Origin of the sequence: Desulfomicrobium apsheronum, from assembly GCF_900114115.1 — a bacterium.
Classification (GTDB): domain Bacteria; phylum Desulfobacterota; class Desulfovibrionia; order Desulfovibrionales; family Desulfomicrobiaceae; genus Desulfomicrobium; species Desulfomicrobium apsheronum.
The window spans coordinates 57,412-73,160 of record NZ_FORX01000021.1; the positions used below are offsets into that span (position 1 = coordinate 57,412).

Here is a 15,749-nt window from a genome sequence, read left to right on the forward strand (position 1 = left end):
TAGCGGGCACAACAGATTCGGGAGGAGCATTATGGAATGGATCGAATCCGAAGGAACATTCTCCAGCTGGGATGGCGCTAAGTTGTTCTATCGCAGCTGGCGTTCGTCAGAGACGACTGACAGGGCGCTGATCTTCCTGCATCGCGGCCATGAGCACTCCGGGCGTCTGGCCCGTGCGGTGCAGGAACTGGGGCTGGGCGATTTCAGCGCCTTTTGCTGGGACTTACGGGGGCATGGCCGATCACCGGGAGACCGGGGACACGCAGAGAACTACTACGATTTGGTCAGAGACTTGGATGCGTTTGTCCGTTTCGTTTGTGTCGAACATGGCATTTCGGCCGAAAATATCGTCATCGCGGCCAACAGCGTGGGCGCGGTCACGGCCTGTGCCTGGGTGCACGACTTCGCGCCGCGAATTCGGGCCCTGGTCCTGCTCGCCCCAGCTTTCCGCATCAGGCTATATGTCCCCATGGCCATGCCGCTGCTGCGCATGCTTCTCAAATTTAAGGAGAAGGCCTTTGTCAGCAGCTACGTGAGCGCGGCCATGCTGACTCACGACTCCGAGCAGCGGCGTCTCTATCGAACAGACCCTCTGATCACGCGTCGCATCTCCGTCAATGTCCTTGTGGAGATGCACGACACGGCCGGTCGGATCATGGACGATGCCGCCGCCATCACCACGCCGACGCTGATTCTCGCGGCGGGGTCGGACTGCGTCGTCGAAGCCGAGGCCCAGAGAAAATTCTACAGAAATCTCGGGGCGACCCGGAAGGAAATGCACGAGTATCCCGGCTTCCATCATGCCCTGCTTCACGAGGCGGGCCGGGATTGCATCATGGAGGATATCCGCGAGTTCGTCATCCGGTCCTTCACGGAGGATGTGGACCGCTCGCTTCTGCTGAACGCACACAAGGGTGGCGCCATGCGCGTGGAGTATGACCTGCTCCGGCAGTCCACGTCAGCTCTAAGGACAGCGTTCTTTTCTATGCAAAAATATGCGTTGCGGGCGCTGGGCAGGCTGAGCCGCGGAATCGCGATCGGTCTGGAGACCGGTTTCGATTCGGGGAGAAGTCTTGATTACGTGTATGAAGACAGCGCCCGTGGCCTCGGCCGCATAGGCCGGGCCATCGACCGCGCCTACCTCGACGCCATCGGCTGGAAAGGCATCCGCATGCGCCGCCGCCATCTGGAAAAACAGCTTCACGTAGTGATGGACAATCTTGAAGCCGCTGCGTCCCAGGTCACGCTTTTGGATGTTGCAACAGGCTGCGGCCGCTATGTCCTGAGCGTCCTCAAGGCGCGGAAGGGCGAAGTCGATGCGACTTTGCGGGATTGGGACGACGGAAATTTGGAGCAGGGCCGGGCGCTGGCTTCAAGCCTCGGTCTCGGTCGCACGCATTTTGAACGGGCCGACGCCTTTGATCCAGAGTCGATCCGGGCGGTCAGTCCGCGTCCCAATGTTGTCATCGTGTCCGGCCTTTACGAATTGTTTCCTGACAATGACCTGGTTCTCGCTTCCCTTACGGCCATCGGCGAGGTGACCGAGCCGGGCGGGTACCTCATCTATACGGGGCAGCCCTGGCATCCACAGCTCGAGGTCATCGCCAGGGTCCTGCCCAATCGTGACGGCGCGTCATGGATCATGCGCCGCCGTTCCCAGGCGGAACTGGACGAGATGGTCAGGTCGGCCGGATTCGAGAAAATCGGTATGGAGATCGACCCATGGGGAATATTCACCGTCTCGACGGCGCGTCGCGCCAGGGACTGACAGAGGCGGCCCTCGTCGCCGCATTCACGTCTGTGCTGTTCATCACGGTGTACGGAGGCTGTTCATGGCTGACTTCGCTGCGCGGCGATGTCGGGTCCGTGGTCTTGGCGTGGGAGCGGATGATTCCTTTCGTGCCCCTCATGATCATTCCGTACATGTCCATAGACCTGTTTTTCGTCATGGCGCCCTTTGTCTGCAAGAGATCTGACGAACGCCGGATGTTCGCCAGGCGCATCAGTTTCGCCATTCTGATCGCGGGTCTGTTTTTTTTGTGCTTCCCGCTGCGGTTCGCCTTCGAACGCCCGGTACCTGACGGATGGCTTGGAACGATCTTCAGCTTTTTGCACGCGTTCGACCGTCCGTACAACATGTTTCCTTCGCTGCATATCGCGTTGCAAGGCATTCTCGCCGAAGTGTACGCAGCCGCCACCACAAGGTTGCTGCGATTGGCCCTGCTCGCATGGTTCGGTCTGGTCGGATTTTCGACCGTTCTCACCTGGCAGCATCATGTCGTCGATGTCATCGGCGGCTTCGTTCTGGCCGTATTCTGCTGTTACCTTTTTTCGCGTGGTCCGAGGGAACATGGAACCGCGAATTATCGTGTAGCGCATCTCTACGGTATTGGCGCGGTCTTGTTCGGCCTGGCAGCGGCAGCAACGGGACATCTGCTTCCGGCGTGGCCAGCCGCGGCAATGCTTCTGGTCTGCAGCGCATACTGCGGGCTTTTTCCCAACGTGTATCGCAAGCACGGCGGTCGTTTGCAGCTGTGCTCCCGCATCCTGCTGGCTCCCGTCATTCTCGGCCATTTCGTGTCGCTGGTGTATTACTCCCGTCGGTCCGGTCCATGGAACGAAATACTTCCCGGTCTCTGGATGGGCCGAAGACTGTCTGATGCGCAGGCGCGTCAGGCAATCGGCCTGGGCGTTACCGCAGTTTTGGATCTGACGTCGGAATTCTCCGAGGCTCCGTCCTTTCGGGCCGCACGCTATCTGAATGTGCCCATCCTCGACCTGACCGCCCCGACCAGCGCCCAGTTCGCCGAAGCCGTCTCGTTCATCAAAAACGAAATGGAGCGCGGAACGGTCTATGTGCACTGCAAGGTCGGATATTCGCGCAGCGCTGCGATCATCGGCGGTTATCTCATCGAAAAGGGAGACTGCGGGGATGCCCGTGATGCGGTTGCTCTGTTGCGCGGGAAGAGGCCTGGTCTGGTGGTGCGTGACGAAGTCGTGTCTTTTCTGCAAACGTGTACGGTTCTGGACTGATGTCCGTCAGGCGGAAATGAAAGGAATCCTCGTAATCATCCTGTGTATCATCGCTGCCGGTTTCGCGATCCCGGAAAGGATCGTGGTCCCGGTGGTCGGGGCGACACCCGGCGACTGGAACCGGAAATCCTTCTGGCATGAGTCGTGGGGCCTGTCCGGGGTCCACAAGGGCATCGACATCTTCGGCCGCCTGGGGACAGTCGTGACGAGCGCCACGGCGGGTATTGTGCTTTTTGTCGGGAGCATCGACCGGGGCGGCAACGTGGCCGTGGTGCTGGGGCCGAAATGGCGTCTGCATTATTACGCCCACCTGGACTCCCTCACGACGTCCGCGTTTCGTCTTGTCCCGCCCGGCGGCGAGTTGGGGACACTCGGCGATACCGGCAACGCACGCGGCACGCCGCTCCATCTGCACTACTCCGTGCTACGCATTTTTCCCGTCCCGTGGGACATCGACGATTCGACGCAGGGTTGCTGGAAGGCGTTTTACCTCGACCCTGATCCGTATCTCTGCGGCACACCATGATTTTTTCACTTAACGTCCTGCAGTAGTTGAATGTCGAAGTCCATTCCGACGTAACCGAGAACGAGGATAACGGTAATGAAAAGCCTGAGAAAAATGTGCGGATTCGCTCCTTACATCCTGGTGGTGCTCCTCAACGCGATCACCGATCTGGGGCACAAAATCGTTGTTCAGAACACGGTCTTCAAGACCTTTTCGGGAACTGAACAGATCGCACTGACCGCCACAGTGAACGCCCTCCTGCTATTGCCGTTCATTCTTCTTTTCACTCCGGCCGCCTGCATCGCCGACAGGTTCTCCAAGAGCCGGGTCATCAGGATCTCTGCGGCCGCTGCGATCCCTCTGGCAGTGCTGATCGTGATCTTTTACCATGCGGGGCTGTTCTGGCCCGCTTTTCTCATGACATTCTTGTTGGCCGTGCAGAGCGCCTTCTATTCTCCAGCCAAGTATGGCTATATCAAGGAAATGACAGGGCAGGAGGGCCTTGCACAGGCCAATGCCGCCGTGCAGGCGGTCACCATAGTGGCCATCCTCCTTGGCGCAGTGATTTTTTCCATGTTTTTCGAGGCGTTTTTGCCGGAAACCATGCCGGACAGTCCGCATGAAATTCTCAAGGCCATCGCTCCGTGCGGTTATATTCTGGTGGCCGGAACCGTCCTGGAAACCATCCTCGCCTTCCGGTTGCCGGAAATCCGTCCTGGAGACCGAGAGGTCGTGATCGACAGCATGAAATACCTCCGGGGAGGGTATCTGCGGGACAACGTGAAGTTGCTCAGGGAAAAGCAGGTCATCTGGCTCTCTATCGTCGGGCTGACCATTTTCTGGTCCGTGAATCAGGTCCTTCTTGCGACCTTTGGGGCTTATCTCAAGGATGTCGCCGGGGAAACGAACACGGTCGTGACCCAAGGCATGCTGGCTCTTGGCGGCCTGGGCATCGTCGTTGGTTCCGTAATGGCGGGCAAGGTGTCGCGCAATTTCATCGAGACCGGCACCATCCCCCTGGGAGCCATGGGCATGACCGTGTGCCTCTTCCTGTTGCCGAACATCGAGAGTCGGGCACTGCTCAGCACGCTCCTTTTCGGTTACGGCGTCTGCGGGGGGCTTCTGGTTGTGCCGCTCAATGCCCTGATCCAATTCTCGGCCCGGGACCGGGAAATGGGGAAAATTCTGGCCGGAAACAATTTTCTCCAGAATATCGGCATGCTGGCCTTTCTGGGGCTGACCCTTGCCATGTCGCTCGCAGGCATTGGCAGCGTGCCTCTTTTCTATATTCTCGCAGCAGTCGCCCTGGCCGGCACTATATATACGCTCGGAAAGCTGCCCCAGTCCCTGATGCGGTACCTGCTCTACATTCTGTTCTCCCAGCGTTACAGGCTGTCGGTGGTCGGACTCAACAGCCTGCCGGCAGACGGCGGGGTGCTGCTGCTGGGGAATCATGTCAGCTGGATCGACTGGGCGGTGCTGCATCTGGCCGTCCCGCGCCGTTTGCGTTTCGTCATGGAGCGCTCCATCTATGAGCGCTGGTACCTGAAGTGGTTTCTCAGGCGCCTGGGCATGATTCCCATTTCCTCGCGGGGCAGCAAACAAGCCCTGCGGGATGTGGCGGCGGCCCTCAAGGCTGGTGACTGCGTGGTTATCTTCCCCGAAGGCGCCATCAGTCGCAACGGACAACTCGGCGAGTTCAAACGCGGTTTCGAGATTCCGGCCCGCGAGTCGGGCTGTGTGATCGTCCCCTTCTATCTGCGCGGTCTCTGGGGCAGCCTGTTTTCCTTCGCCGGTCCGCGACTGCGGGAGACGTCACGCATCCGCGGCATCCGTGACGTGACGGTCTGCTTCGGGCCACCGATGGCCGCAGCGAGCTCGGCTTCGGAAGTCAAGAAAATCGTTTCCAGGCTGTCCATCGCGGCCTGGAAGGAGTATTCTCAAACTTTCGATCCCCTGCACATGGCCTGGCTCAAGACAGCCAAGCGGTATCCGGGGCGGCGCGCAGTGGCCGACTCGACGGGGAGCGATATGTCCCAGCGCATGCTTCTGTCCACGTGCATTATCGCCTCCCGCATGCTGAGAAAAAGGACCGTCGGCCAGAAGAACGTGGGTGTGCTCCTGCCGGCCAGCGTCGGAGGGGTCATCGCCAACATGTCCCTGCTTATGCTCGGCAAGACAGTGGTAAACCTCAACTACACCACGGGGCCGGACACCCTGTCGGGGATTCTCGAGCGGGCGCATATCGGGACCATCGTGACTTCCGAGGCGTTTCTCTCCAGACTCCGGGGCAGGGGGATCGACCTGGGCGGGATTCTGCAGGACCGGGAGGTGTTTTTCATGGAAACGCTGCGCTCGGGCATCGGCAAGGGCGCTTTTATCGCTACCATGATCGCGTCTCAGGTTCTCCCCGCCTTTGCCCTGCGGCTTCTCTTTTTTCATCGGGTTTGCCTGGAGGATACTGCGGCCATTCTCTTCAGCAGCGGTTCCGAAGGATCACCCAAGGGAGTCATGCTCACTCACGAGAACATCATGGGCAACATCAAGCAGGTGGCCAGCCTGTTCAACGCCCGGGATCATGATGTCTTCCTTGGGACGCTGCCGCTCTTTCACGCTTTTGGCCTCACGGTGACCACATTCATGCCGCTGATTGAAGGCATACCCGTGGTCTGCCATCCCGACCCCACGGACGCCTACAGGATCGGATGCCTTGCCGCCGAACATCAGGCGACGTTCCTCTGCGCCACCCCTACATTTCTTGGCCTCTACGCCCGCAATCAGAAACTGCACCGTCTCATGTTCTCCTCTCTGCGTCTGGTTGTCGCCGGTGCGGAGCGGCTCAGCGACGAGACACGCCGGGCCTTCAAGGAAAAGTTCGGGTTGGAGATTCACGAAGGCTACGGCACCACGGAGACCACTCCGGTGGCCAGTGTAAATACCGTGGACGTGCTCAACACCAATGGGTTCTCGGTGCAGGTGGGCTCGAAGCCGGGGACGGTGGGCCTGCCATTGCCTGGAAGCGCCTTGCGCGTGGTGGACCCGGAAACCCTTGAGGATCTGCCCGCAGGGGAAGCCGGCCTGATCCTCATCGGCGGCACTCAGATCATGAAGGGATATCTTGATGACGAGGCCCGGACAAGGGGCGCCATTATCGAACAGGACGGCATCCGTTGGTACAAGAGCGGCGACAAGGGCCGTATCGATGAGGACGGCTTTCTTGTAATTCTGGACCGTTATTCGCGCTTCGCAAAAATCGGCGGAGAGATGGTCAGCCTGGCAGCAGTGGAGGACGCGTTGCTTCGCGCCGCCCTTGCGGGTGCCGAGTGTGTGGCCGTAGCCGTGCGCGACGCGAAAAAAGGGGAACGAATTGTGGCCCTGGTCAGTGGAATGAATGAGCCTGCGGTCCTCAGGAAAACCATGATCGAAGGCGGGACGAATCCGATCTTTGTCCCTGACAAATTTTATGCCGTTGAGGAAATCCCGAAGCTCGGGACCGGCAAGAAGGATCTTGCAGGCGCCAAAGCAATGGCGCTTGAATTTGCGACTGCGTAAGGGAGGGTAAAGTCGTCGTTTTTTATCCGACTCTTATTGTTAAGCAATTTTCAAGTTGTTCGATTTTGTGAAGATGTGTTGGCGGAGCGCTTAGGTCTTCTTCTGGCCTTCTTGAGGATGCGAGGTATATTTGTCCAATTATCGCATTGCTTCCATGGTTCTTCATTTCATATGAAGCGGATGAAGAGTGTCCACGGAAGCTTTAGAGTAGTCCTGTCAGCCAGTACAGCGTGGGCAGTACTACGATCAGGGCCAGGGTGGAGGCGAACCAGCAGGCGTTGGCCAAGTCGATGTCCAGGTCGTAGATGGATGGCGGGATGAGGGCTGTGAAGGCCACGGGCATGGAAGACAGGATGAGCACGACTTTGAGGGGCGCGCCGCCCATGATGCTTCCAAATCCTAGGGCTGCCGCGGCTCCCGTGGCCAGAATGGGCATGCACACGAACTTGATGCCTATGATGACCGCGCACTCTCGCAAATACTTGTTCAGGCGTGTGAAGCGCATGGCAAGGCCGATGGAGAAAAGCATCATGAGCGATCCTGTCGGCACGAGGATGCTGTTGAGCAGCGGGAAGAAGGAGGGGCGCTCAAGGCCGGAAAGGTTGAGGATTCCCCCGAGCAGCATGGAGGACAGGGCCACGATGATGAACGGGTCGGTCACGACGCGCCGCAGACCCGCCATGGCCCCGCCGCCCTGCCTCCCGCCCTCGGCATAGGCCCGGGCCAGGGGGAAGCCGAAGGAGAAATAGACGATCTCCTCGAAGAGCTTGTAGGCCGGGACCAGGGCGAAGGCCGCTTCGCCCAGAAAGGTGTGGCAGACCATGGCCCCGACGGCACCGATGTTGGTGAACGATCCGCAGCAGTAGAAGGCCCCGGTCTGGCGCGCGCTCAGGCCCAGGGGCCTGGCCGCGGCCAAGGCCAGGAAGCCGCCGAGCAGGAACACCGAGGCCCCCACGAAGGGCATGGCCACGAGTTCCACGTCCCCCAGGGACAGGTTCCAGATGGCCCCGCAGTAGGTCAGGGGCAAAACCCATAGCAGCGCCGCCTTCTGCAGGCCCACGCGCAGTCGCGGCATGTCGACGGGCAGATGCAGTCGGCCTGCGTCCACGGCCATGCGCACGAGCCAGCCCAGGCCCAGGCCGGTGACGATGACGGTCAGGGAGAAGAGAACTTTGTCCATGTCGTGTGCTTGCGTCAGCCGCGTTTACTTCCGCGGAAGGCTACGTCAAAGGCCGTCTCGGTGCCGAGTCGTGCGATTCTGTCTGCGATGCGCATGTCGTCAACTCACTTCAGTTTGATGATTTCAGCTTCCAATTCGTCCAGCGCCGAGCGGTGAAACGCCGTTACCCTCTGCCTCTTGATCTGCCCCGGGTCGGCTGCGAAGGCCGCGAATCGGGCCTGCCGCTTCTAGAATTTCCGCCACGCCTGCTCGCACCCGGGTCTTCCGATCTTTCATTGCGTCTGCCGCGTCCTTTCGACTCCGGCTTTGAATCAGCGCCGGATTTGCCACGGGCGTCCGGCTTGTCGCTTCTTCTGCCACGCGCACTCGATTCGGGCTTTGCGCCGGTGCCGGATCCACCTTTGGCGTCGGGTTTCTCATTCCTTGCGCCGCGCGGCTTTGATTTGGAGCCCGAATCCTTGTCGGAGTCCGACTTTTTGGAGCTTCCGGACTTCACGCGCAGCTTGGCGTCCGACTTCTTGGTCACCAGTGCCTTGATTTCCCTCGGAGCGTTCCGTTCGCTCTTCATGTTGCCGGGCCGGTAGAGCACGAAATCGGGAAGATCACTGTCTTCCGTGAATCCCTTGACCGCTTCCACGGGGATCTTGTTGCGCAACAGGTTCTCGATGGCCAGCAGGAGGTTATGTTCCTCGGGGCTGACCAGGGACACGGCGATGCCGCTGACACCGGCGCGGCCTGTGCGGCCGATGCGGTGCACGTAATCCTCGGGAGAGTTCGGAATATCGTAATTGACCACGAAGGGCAGGTTGCTGATGTCGAGCCCGCGCGCCGCCACGTCCGTGGCCACGAGGATGTGGATCTTGCCGTCCTTGAACTCTTCGAGGGTGCGTTTCCTGAGCGACTGGCTCTTGCTTCCGTGCAGGGCCGCGACACTGATCCCGTGCGCGGCCAGTTTGTCGGTCAGCCTGTTGGCCCAGGTCCGGGTGCGGGCGAAGACCAGGATGCGGTCCTGGTTCTGTTTTTCGATGAGGTGCAACAGCAAGGGGAGCTTGTTGTCCTTGTTCACCATGTGCACCTTCTGCACGACCGCTTCGGCTGCGGCAGTGTCGGGCGTGACCTCTATGTACTCAGGCTTGTTCAGCATCCGCGCGGCCAGCGCCTTGATTTGCGGCGTGTAGGTGGCCGAGAAGAGCATGGTCCTGCGATCCTTGGGCAGAAGGTCCAAGATGGTGTTGATCTCGCCGCTGAATCCGAGGTCAAGCATCCTGTCGGCTTCGTCAAAGACCAGAAATTCGATGGCTGCGAGGTTGAGATGCTCCTGGGTTGCAAGGTCGATCAGACGCCCTGGGGTGGCCACCAGGATGTCGATGCCGCGTTCCAGTCGCGCGATTTGGGGTTCGATGCGCACTCCGCCAAAGGCCACGGTGCAGCGCAGGGAGACCTTGCGCGCATAGGCCTTGATGCTCTCGCCGACCTGCAAGGCCAGTTCCCGCGTGGGGGTGAGGATCAGGGCGCGGGGGTGATGGCCGTTGCCGCGCGTCTGGCCCAGAATCTGGACGATGGGCAGGCCGAAGGCATCTGTCTTGCCCGTTCCGGTCTGCGCGCGGGCCAGGATGTCCCGCCCGGAGATGATCACGGGTATGGCCTGGGCCTGAATGGCGGTGGGGGCTTCATAGCCCTTGTTCTTGACAGCTTTCAGAAGTTCGACCCGCAGGCCAAGTTGATCAAATGACATAATATTCCTTCAACGGTGGGTGATGAAAAAAGTGTGTGGGCGAACCGGGGTGTCCGGAGATTGGATTAAGTCCGAAAAATGGGATGCGGATTTGAATGCGTTCGCAAGCCATTCTCTAGTCAGTTCCGGCGAGAGTGTCCACTCTGCAAGGAAATGGTAAGCGGAGCGATTTGGCAGGTCTTGAATTTCAGTAATTCCGAACCTTATGAATATATTGCCGCACGAATGCCGACGTGCTATTTGAAAATAAATTTCCACTATGGCTGCTCCGATTTCCTCACGCCCCAATAGTGGCACGAAATCTGGAGCCTTTGAATGAACGCGATCTATTATACCCGGGAGTGGATCATGGGCGACAAGGGCGGAAAAAAAGACAAAAACAAGATGCAAAAGCAGAAAGAAAGCAAAAGCGCGGAAAAGAAAAAGGAAAAACAGGATAAACAGGTTAAAAAAGTTTAATACTGTTTTAATTCCCTTTTTTTTATTTTCTCATTCATTTAATGGTGTTGGTGAAGATTTATGCGCATTGTTACGCAATGAAGGGGAGCACTCTCCCCTTCATTGTCGTGAATACTCATTTTAAACACTCGACTCGATTTCTTCCCAAATTTTTTGCGTCATACAATGCCTGATCCGCGCAAATCATCAAATCGGACACCGTTTCCGCTTTCAGACGAAGTTCCGCGACTCCAATGCTGGTCTTTATGTGCACGGGCCGACCATCCTTTGCGAAGACTTCCATTTTCCCACTCGGTCACAAATGCTTTCGGTAATCGTGCAAGCCACTTCCATGTCAGTTGAGGCGTGTTTTTACATCTTCGCTGCCCGATCAGGATTTTTTGACTTTTTTGTTAAATAACGGTTCGTTATATTTCAAAAAAAGTAAATCGAGCATCAGTCCGTCGAGTGCGTGCGGGCCATTTCCACGAGGCGGCCCAGATCGACGTCCGCCCCAAGCACTCCGCGAAGGGTGCCCGATGCGTCGAGGATGGGAGCGGAAACCGTGAGGCAGTAGGCGTCGGTGGCGGCGGAACGGTAGAAGTCCGAGACATAGGTTTTGCGCTGTTCGGCAGGGTGGCGGAACCAGGGCCGCTGTGACCAGTCCTTGCCAAGGCCGGTGTCGCCGTAGATTGTGGCCACCTGGCCCACATTGTCCACGATTTGTCTGCCCTTGGCGTCGGTTACGTACAGCAACTCGAAAAGCCCTTGGCTCATGGCGTTGCGCAGGGCGGTTTCCACTGGGCGGCGCTCCATGGCGCTGATGCCGGTGGCATGTACCAGGACTTCAACGGCCCGCCGGGCCCGTTCGTGGGCGGCGAAACGCAGCCTGCCCACGGCTGCAAGCTGGCTCTCGGAAGTTTCGCTGACCTGCCGGGCATGGATGGCCAGGGTTTCGGCCTCGCGGGCCTGGGAGGCGCTGCCGTCCTGCAGCGCGGCAAGGCTGTCCTTCACGGCAGCTACGTCCCTCACGATATTCTGGCTTTCGCCGCGTAGGTTCACGGCCAGCGCCCCGCCTTCCTCCACGCATGGCCGAGCCACCCGCGCATCCTCCAGGCAGGCGTCCATGGACGCCTGCATCCGTCCCACAAAGTCTTCCACCCGGCGCACAGCCTCGACCATGGAGGCGACATTCCGGCCGATTTCGTCGTTCTGGTCGTCGACACGAGTGGTAGCGTCCACGGTCTGGTGGGAGAGGGTGCGGATTTCGTTGGCGATGACGCCGAATCCTTTCCCCGCAGCTCCGGCATGGGCAGCCTCGATGGTGGCGTTGAGGGCGAGCATGTTGGTGTTGGCGGCAATGTCGCGGATGGCGTGGGCAATGGAGCCGATGCCCTTGATGCGCGTCTCCACCGTGGCCACGAAGCCGAGCAGTTCTGCCATGGCGCCGGAGAGTTCTTTGGCGCGCATCTCGACTTCGCCCAGGCGGGATTCCAGGCGTGCCATGTGTTCTATGGCGGCCTGCGCCATCTCGGCCTGACGCGACGCGTGACTGTTCATGGCGTCGGCGCGGTCTGCCACTGCGGCGGTATGTGTCCCGATTACGGCCACCTGCCTGAGCCCATCCTCGGTGGTGGCATTGACCCGCGTCCCCAAAGCGTCGAGGGGGCTGGCCAGCCGCTGCAGAGCAATGGCCCCTGCAACGGCGTCAAGCAACGCGGCATCGGTGCGTGTGTCCGCGCCGGGGGGTGTGCTTGCGGGTGAAGAAACGTTCTTATTCTGTTTGCTTATCCAAAATTGTAAGAATTGCATGGTGTTGCCTCCTGGAGAACGGAGGAAAGCAAGTGCTGTGCCGGGAAAATGGGGGGGCGAACTGGGATTTGCAATCTTCAGGGCAAAAAAAAGGGTGGTATCAAAAAAAACAGATCAAGCCTTGTGCTGGTCTTGCTTTGATACCACCCTGGCCATGCAAGCAGGCAGGACATCGGAGGTCACGTATCGGAATTTCCGTCACGGCCTCGCATTCGTGACGTCAGCCCTGTTTTTTCCAGACGCGGTCCTCCGGAAACAGGTGAACGCCGGTCGCTATCTCCAGAGGTTTTGCAAGCCAGTCCTGCGTGGTTTCAACCCAGCGTACAAAGTGGGGAGTTGCCTTGTGTTCTTCGAAGGCTTCAGCACTTTTATAGACTTCATAGAGGTGGAGAAGGTTCTCGTCATCATGATCTTGAACGATATTGAAAAGAAGGCAATCCGGTTCATTGTTTACTGAACCACGCCCATCAGCGAGCATTTCGTCAATAAACATCTTTTTGTGCTCAGGCTTGATGTGAACTTTTACGATAACGGCGAACATGCATCTCTCCTTTTGCTGTGTCAAAATGTCACATATGTTTTGTGGTATAAGATAATCTGAAGAAGAATACACGAAATGAATAGGTTACGGCAAGTATTTCGCGCTGAAAAATTGAATCGTCTTGCATTTTTAAAGTTTGGATTGCCGCTCATGAACCGTAAATCTCTGTGCGAACGTACTGCTTGATCACTGACATGGCGGTTCAGGAAGATGAGGTCGGCCGGGGGCCGGACGACCTCAAGCAGCCGCAGACGGTTCGTTTGCGTCCCTGCTTCTTGGCTTGGTAGAGTGCCGTATTCGCATGTTAATGTTGCCTTCGATATCAATCGAACACTTCCTTGAGCCAGCCCAGGCAGAGATTGTGGATGGTGTTTATGGTCGCCTGGATGGCCGCCTTGTCGAAGAACGCTGAATGCTCGCTGGTTGTGGGGCAGCCCGTGGCGATCAGGAGTTGCCGTGCTTCATTCCAGATCGGGAGCAAGTGAATTGTCTTGCCCCAAGCGTTGCAGTCCGGATCGAGGCCGATTGCGGAACTGCGCGGCACCGTGCCGTCGCCAAGGTTGCTGATATCCTTGTCCGACATGCCCGGCCCTTTCTTGCCGAAGCGCGTCATGCTCAAGAGAAAAAGTCTTTGCCCTTCCCTTATGCCCCGGTCCAGCTCCGTGAAGGGAGTATCCCAAGGTACGACATCTCCCGTGGTTCCGTCGGGATTGAGCCAGCGTACCTCGGTGTAGTTGCCCTGACTGCGTTTCGGGATCTCCTTTATATGCTTCAGGGCGTAATATTCGTGACTGCGATCCCTGTCTCCGCGCATGGCGTCGGGACGGCGTTTCACGGTCAGAGTCACTTCCCTGGCTTGCCAGCTTATCTCCGTGCAGGTGTCGTTTCCGCCGCTGCTGAAGAACTGCATGGTGCGCGGGTGGCAGTACTCGCCGATTTCAGCGTGGAAATCGCGGGCCAGGTAAAGTCTGTTCCGGAATGTCCTGGCCAAAGCCGTCGATACGGGATCAGCGTCGGTTTCCTTGCCGTAGAAGATGTTGTCCAAGGCCGTGTGTTCAAGCGGCTGAGGCTGGAACCAGTCACCATGAATCATGCCCCAGAACTCCCGGTGGCTGCATTTGGCGTAGATTTCCTCGTAGGGGTCGGCCTTGGGGTAGGATTCGTGAGTATCCGGAGATTCGAAGCTCTGGATGTGCAGCCATTGCTTTTTGCCGTCGTTGGTCCGGTAATGCTGGCTGGGCAGGAGTTGCAGGGCGCTTTCGGCGTGGGGGAAGATGGCGGTGATGGACGGCCCGTCCGGTCCGAGGACTTTGGCACCAAGCATCCCGAAGATGTTGAAGAAGCCGTCCACCTCCTGCCCGGCAATCATGCGCCGATAGGCCACGGGCGCGCCATCGGCGGGCTGCGCGCCATGAATGACCCCGAGCACCTTGGCTGCGGCTTTTTTTCCGCCTTTGCCGCCAAGGGCGTAGCGGGCCACCAGCCCGCCCATGGAGTGGGTGACGAGGATGACTTTTTTGGCCTTGATGCTCTGGATGAAGGCGCGCAGTTTTTCCCCTGAGACGCGGTTCGAATCCAGCCAGTTATACCCGAAGGCGTATACGGGCAGATCCAGCAACACCTTGATGGGAGTCCCCCAGTTCTGGATCGAGGTGAGCAGATCGCCGTAAAAGCTCCAGGCCACACTGCCCCAGCCGCGTTCTTTGGCTTTGGGGTATTTGGAGTGTTTGTCGGTGATTTCGTTCATGAGGCGTAAAGGATCTTTAATAAGGAGCTCGTAGCGTTTTTTTGGCTTCGCATTCATGTAAGATTTTGCCATGAACCATGAATCGTCCGGGTCCCAGACAGTAGTGTTTTTCTGACTCTTCAATTTTGATCCCATGATCCCCGGGACAAAGATGATGGCGATTGTTTCGCGGCGGACCTGAATGATGTTATCCCTGCAGGCGTCGCATATCGTGGACAGGGGATCCTTGAGCATTTCGCGCGGGGTTTTGACCTGTCGGAGCGGATCATCGTAGGGTATTTTCGGTTTTGGATTTCGCATTTATCTTCCTCCTGCCTTTTTTGCATGCCATCCTTGAATGGATGCGAAATTGGTCAGCACGGCATCCCACATGCGCAATGCTTCGTCCTGAACACTGGCGCTGCAGTCCATCTCCAATGTCATTGAAGGTCTATCGTGATTTTTGGGTTCACCTTGGATGCTCCATTTTGCTGCTAACTCCGATCGGATTTTACCGTCTTCGTTCATGGTCCCTATAAAGACCTCTTCAAGGCCGGACATCCCTTCAAAGGATCTTGGGCGTGACCGCAATATCTTGATTTCGATGCCGTTGCTTTCAAATACCTTTCGCAATGAGGAAATTTTTGGGGGTTGTACATCCGGCTGAGACAGCATGGACGCATACAAACTCAGCGTAATTTTTGGCGCGGTTTCGGTTTGTTCACGCCTTGCGAAGGCGTCGGCGCTTTCATCCCATGTCTTCAGCCCCTGCACCCAACCCCTGTTGGTCCAGAAGATGTCGGACGGCAGGTTGTGTTTGTCCGTGTGGTAGTGCTTGAAGAAGTTCAGGGTAGCTCCTTCCATGTCCATGCATTCCTTCCCGATGTCGTAGGCACATTCCTGTTTGATGCGCAGAATGAAGTCCGGAAGGGCTATGAACGTGTCGATTTTGTGGTCGCCGCTGCCCGCATAGCAGAGCATGACCGACGGATGACCGAAAAGGTCTCTGACGTCCTTGTACGCGAACCCACCGCGCGTGACCGGCCATTCCACGTAGCGGTCGTAATGTTCTTTGGCCTTGTCGTGGACCGGCATCCACAAATCCCGGAACTGCTGCGCGCGGTCCCCCTCGCCCCAATCGGTTTCTTCGATGAACATGTCGTTGATCTTGATACTCCTGCCCAAGAAATCCAGCCCCTTGGGCACGGGGAAGAGAAAGCGCCCGAC

12 protein-coding genes are annotated in these 15,749 nt (G+C 58.1%); 5 read left to right on the forward strand and 7 right to left on the reverse strand.

Annotation, left to right across the window (positions count from 1 at the left end):
* Nucleotides 1–31: 31 nt before the first annotated feature.
* From BMZ40_RS16435 to BMZ40_RS16450, 4 genes are all read left to right on the forward strand, one after another.
* Nucleotides 32–1,768: a bifunctional alpha/beta hydrolase/class I SAM-dependent methyltransferase gene (locus tag BMZ40_RS16435; RefSeq protein ID WP_092378403.1), complete on the forward strand. Its 1,737-nt coding sequence runs from the start codon at nt 32–34 to the stop codon at nt 1,766–1,768.
* Entirely contained in the window at nt 1,723–3,033 is a 1,311-nt protein-coding gene (locus BMZ40_RS16440) for a phosphatase PAP2/dual specificity phosphatase family protein (RefSeq protein ID WP_092378407.1), read from the forward strand. Before BMZ40_RS16435 ends, BMZ40_RS16440 begins: the two co-directional genes overlap by 46 nt.
* A 16-nt stretch (nt 3,034–3,049) precedes the next feature.
* Entirely contained in the window at nt 3,050–3,559 is a 510-nt protein-coding gene (locus BMZ40_RS16445) for a M23 family metallopeptidase (protein WP_092378410.1), read from the forward strand.
* 75 nt (nt 3,560–3,634) lie between these two features.
* Nucleotides 3,635–7,090 carry an acyl-[ACP]--phospholipid O-acyltransferase gene (locus BMZ40_RS16450; RefSeq protein ID WP_092378413.1) on the forward strand — a complete coding sequence of 1,152 codons (3,456 nt, stop codon included), beginning with the start codon at nt 3,635–3,637 and terminating at the stop codon, nt 7,088–7,090.
* A 202-nt stretch (nt 7,091–7,292) separates the two neighbouring features.
* Here the strand turns inward: BMZ40_RS16450 and BMZ40_RS16455 are convergent, their stop codons facing one another.
* Both BMZ40_RS16455 and BMZ40_RS16460 read right to left on the reverse strand, forming a co-directional pair.
* Nucleotides 7,293–8,270, reverse strand: a complete 978-nt coding sequence (locus tag BMZ40_RS16455) for an AEC family transporter (protein WP_092378416.1) — start codon at nt 8,268–8,270, stop codon at nt 7,293–7,295.
* Nucleotides 8,271–8,433: 163 nt separating this feature from the next.
* The gene (locus BMZ40_RS16460) at nt 8,434–10,005 is read right to left on the reverse strand and encodes a DEAD/DEAH box helicase (RefSeq protein ID WP_092378418.1); all 1,572 of its coding nucleotides are present in this window, start codon (nt 10,003–10,005) and stop codon (nt 8,434–8,436) included.
* A 315-nt stretch (nt 10,006–10,320) separates the two neighbouring features.
* Here BMZ40_RS16460 and BMZ40_RS19710 point away from each other — a divergent pair, with 315 nt between their 5' ends.
* Entirely contained in the window at nt 10,321–10,464 is a 144-nt protein-coding gene (locus tag BMZ40_RS19710) for a hypothetical protein (RefSeq protein WP_177193233.1), read from the forward strand.
* Between the two features lie 115 nt (nt 10,465–10,579).
* Here the strand turns inward: BMZ40_RS19710 and BMZ40_RS16465 are convergent, their stop codons facing one another.
* The 5 genes from BMZ40_RS16465 to BMZ40_RS16485 all read right to left on the reverse strand — a co-directional run bounded on the left by BMZ40_RS16465 (nt 10,580) and on the right by BMZ40_RS16485 (nt 15,680).
* On the reverse strand, nt 10,580–10,747 hold the full coding sequence (locus BMZ40_RS16465) for a diguanylate cyclase domain-containing protein (RefSeq protein ID WP_092378421.1): 168 nt from the start codon (nt 10,745–10,747) through the stop codon (nt 10,580–10,582).
* Nucleotides 10,748–10,899: 152 nt separating this feature from the next.
* On the reverse strand, nt 10,900–12,255 hold the full coding sequence (locus BMZ40_RS16470) for a methyl-accepting chemotaxis protein (RefSeq protein ID WP_092378424.1): 1,356 nt from the start codon (nt 12,253–12,255) through the stop codon (nt 10,900–10,902).
* Between the two features lie 220 nt (nt 12,256–12,475).
* The gene (locus tag BMZ40_RS16475; protein ID WP_092378427.1) at nt 12,476–12,796 is read right to left on the reverse strand and encodes a putative quinol monooxygenase; all 321 of its coding nucleotides are present in this window, start codon (nt 12,794–12,796) and stop codon (nt 12,476–12,478) included.
* Between the two features lie 322 nt (nt 12,797–13,118).
* Nucleotides 13,119–14,843, reverse strand: a complete 1,725-nt coding sequence (locus BMZ40_RS16480) for an alpha/beta hydrolase (protein WP_092378430.1) — start codon at nt 14,841–14,843, stop codon at nt 13,119–13,121.
* Nucleotides 14,844–15,680 (reverse strand): T6SS immunity protein Tli4 family protein, encoded by an 837-nt coding sequence (locus tag BMZ40_RS16485; RefSeq protein ID WP_177193234.1) that lies wholly within the window; start codon nt 15,678–15,680, stop codon nt 14,844–14,846.
* Nucleotides 15,681–15,749: the final 69 nt, after the last annotated feature.

Excerpts from the sequence above, each read along its gene's own strand:
- BMZ40_RS16435 (WP_092378403.1), top strand. The coding sequence starts at position 32 with ATGGAATGGATCGAATCCGAAGGAACATTCTCCAGCTGGGATGGCGCT.
- BMZ40_RS16440 (WP_092378407.1), top strand. The coding sequence starts at position 1,723 with ATGGGGAATATTCACCGTCTCGACGGCGCGTCGCGCCAGGGACTGACA.
- BMZ40_RS16445 (WP_092378410.1), top strand. The coding sequence starts at position 3,050 with ATGAAAGGAATCCTCGTAATCATCCTGTGTATCATCGCTGCCGGTTTC.
- BMZ40_RS16450 (WP_092378413.1), top strand. The coding sequence starts at position 3,635 with ATGAAAAGCCTGAGAAAAATGTGCGGATTCGCTCCTTACATCCTGGTG.
- BMZ40_RS16455 (WP_092378416.1), bottom strand. The coding sequence starts at position 8,270 with ATGGACAAAGTTCTCTTCTCCCTGACCGTCATCGTCACCGGCCTGGGC.
- BMZ40_RS16460 (WP_092378418.1), bottom strand. The coding sequence starts at position 10,005 with ATGTCATTTGATCAACTTGGCCTGCGGGTCGAACTTCTGAAAGCTGTC.
- BMZ40_RS19710 (WP_177193233.1), top strand. The coding sequence starts at position 10,321 with ATGAACGCGATCTATTATACCCGGGAGTGGATCATGGGCGACAAGGGC.
- BMZ40_RS16465 (WP_092378421.1), bottom strand. The coding sequence starts at position 10,747 with ATGGAAGTCTTCGCAAAGGATGGTCGGCCCGTGCACATAAAGACCAGC.
- BMZ40_RS16470 (WP_092378424.1), bottom strand. The coding sequence starts at position 12,255 with ATGCAATTCTTACAATTTTGGATAAGCAAACAGAATAAGAACGTTTCT.
- BMZ40_RS16475 (WP_092378427.1), bottom strand. The coding sequence starts at position 12,796 with ATGTTCGCCGTTATCGTAAAAGTTCACATCAAGCCTGAGCACAAAAAG.
- BMZ40_RS16480 (WP_092378430.1), bottom strand. The coding sequence starts at position 14,843 with ATGCGAAATCCAAAACCGAAAATACCCTACGATGATCCGCTCCGACAG.
- BMZ40_RS16485 (WP_177193234.1), bottom strand. The coding sequence starts at position 15,680 with ATGTTCATCGAAGAAACCGATTGGGGCGAGGGGGACCGCGCGCAGCAG.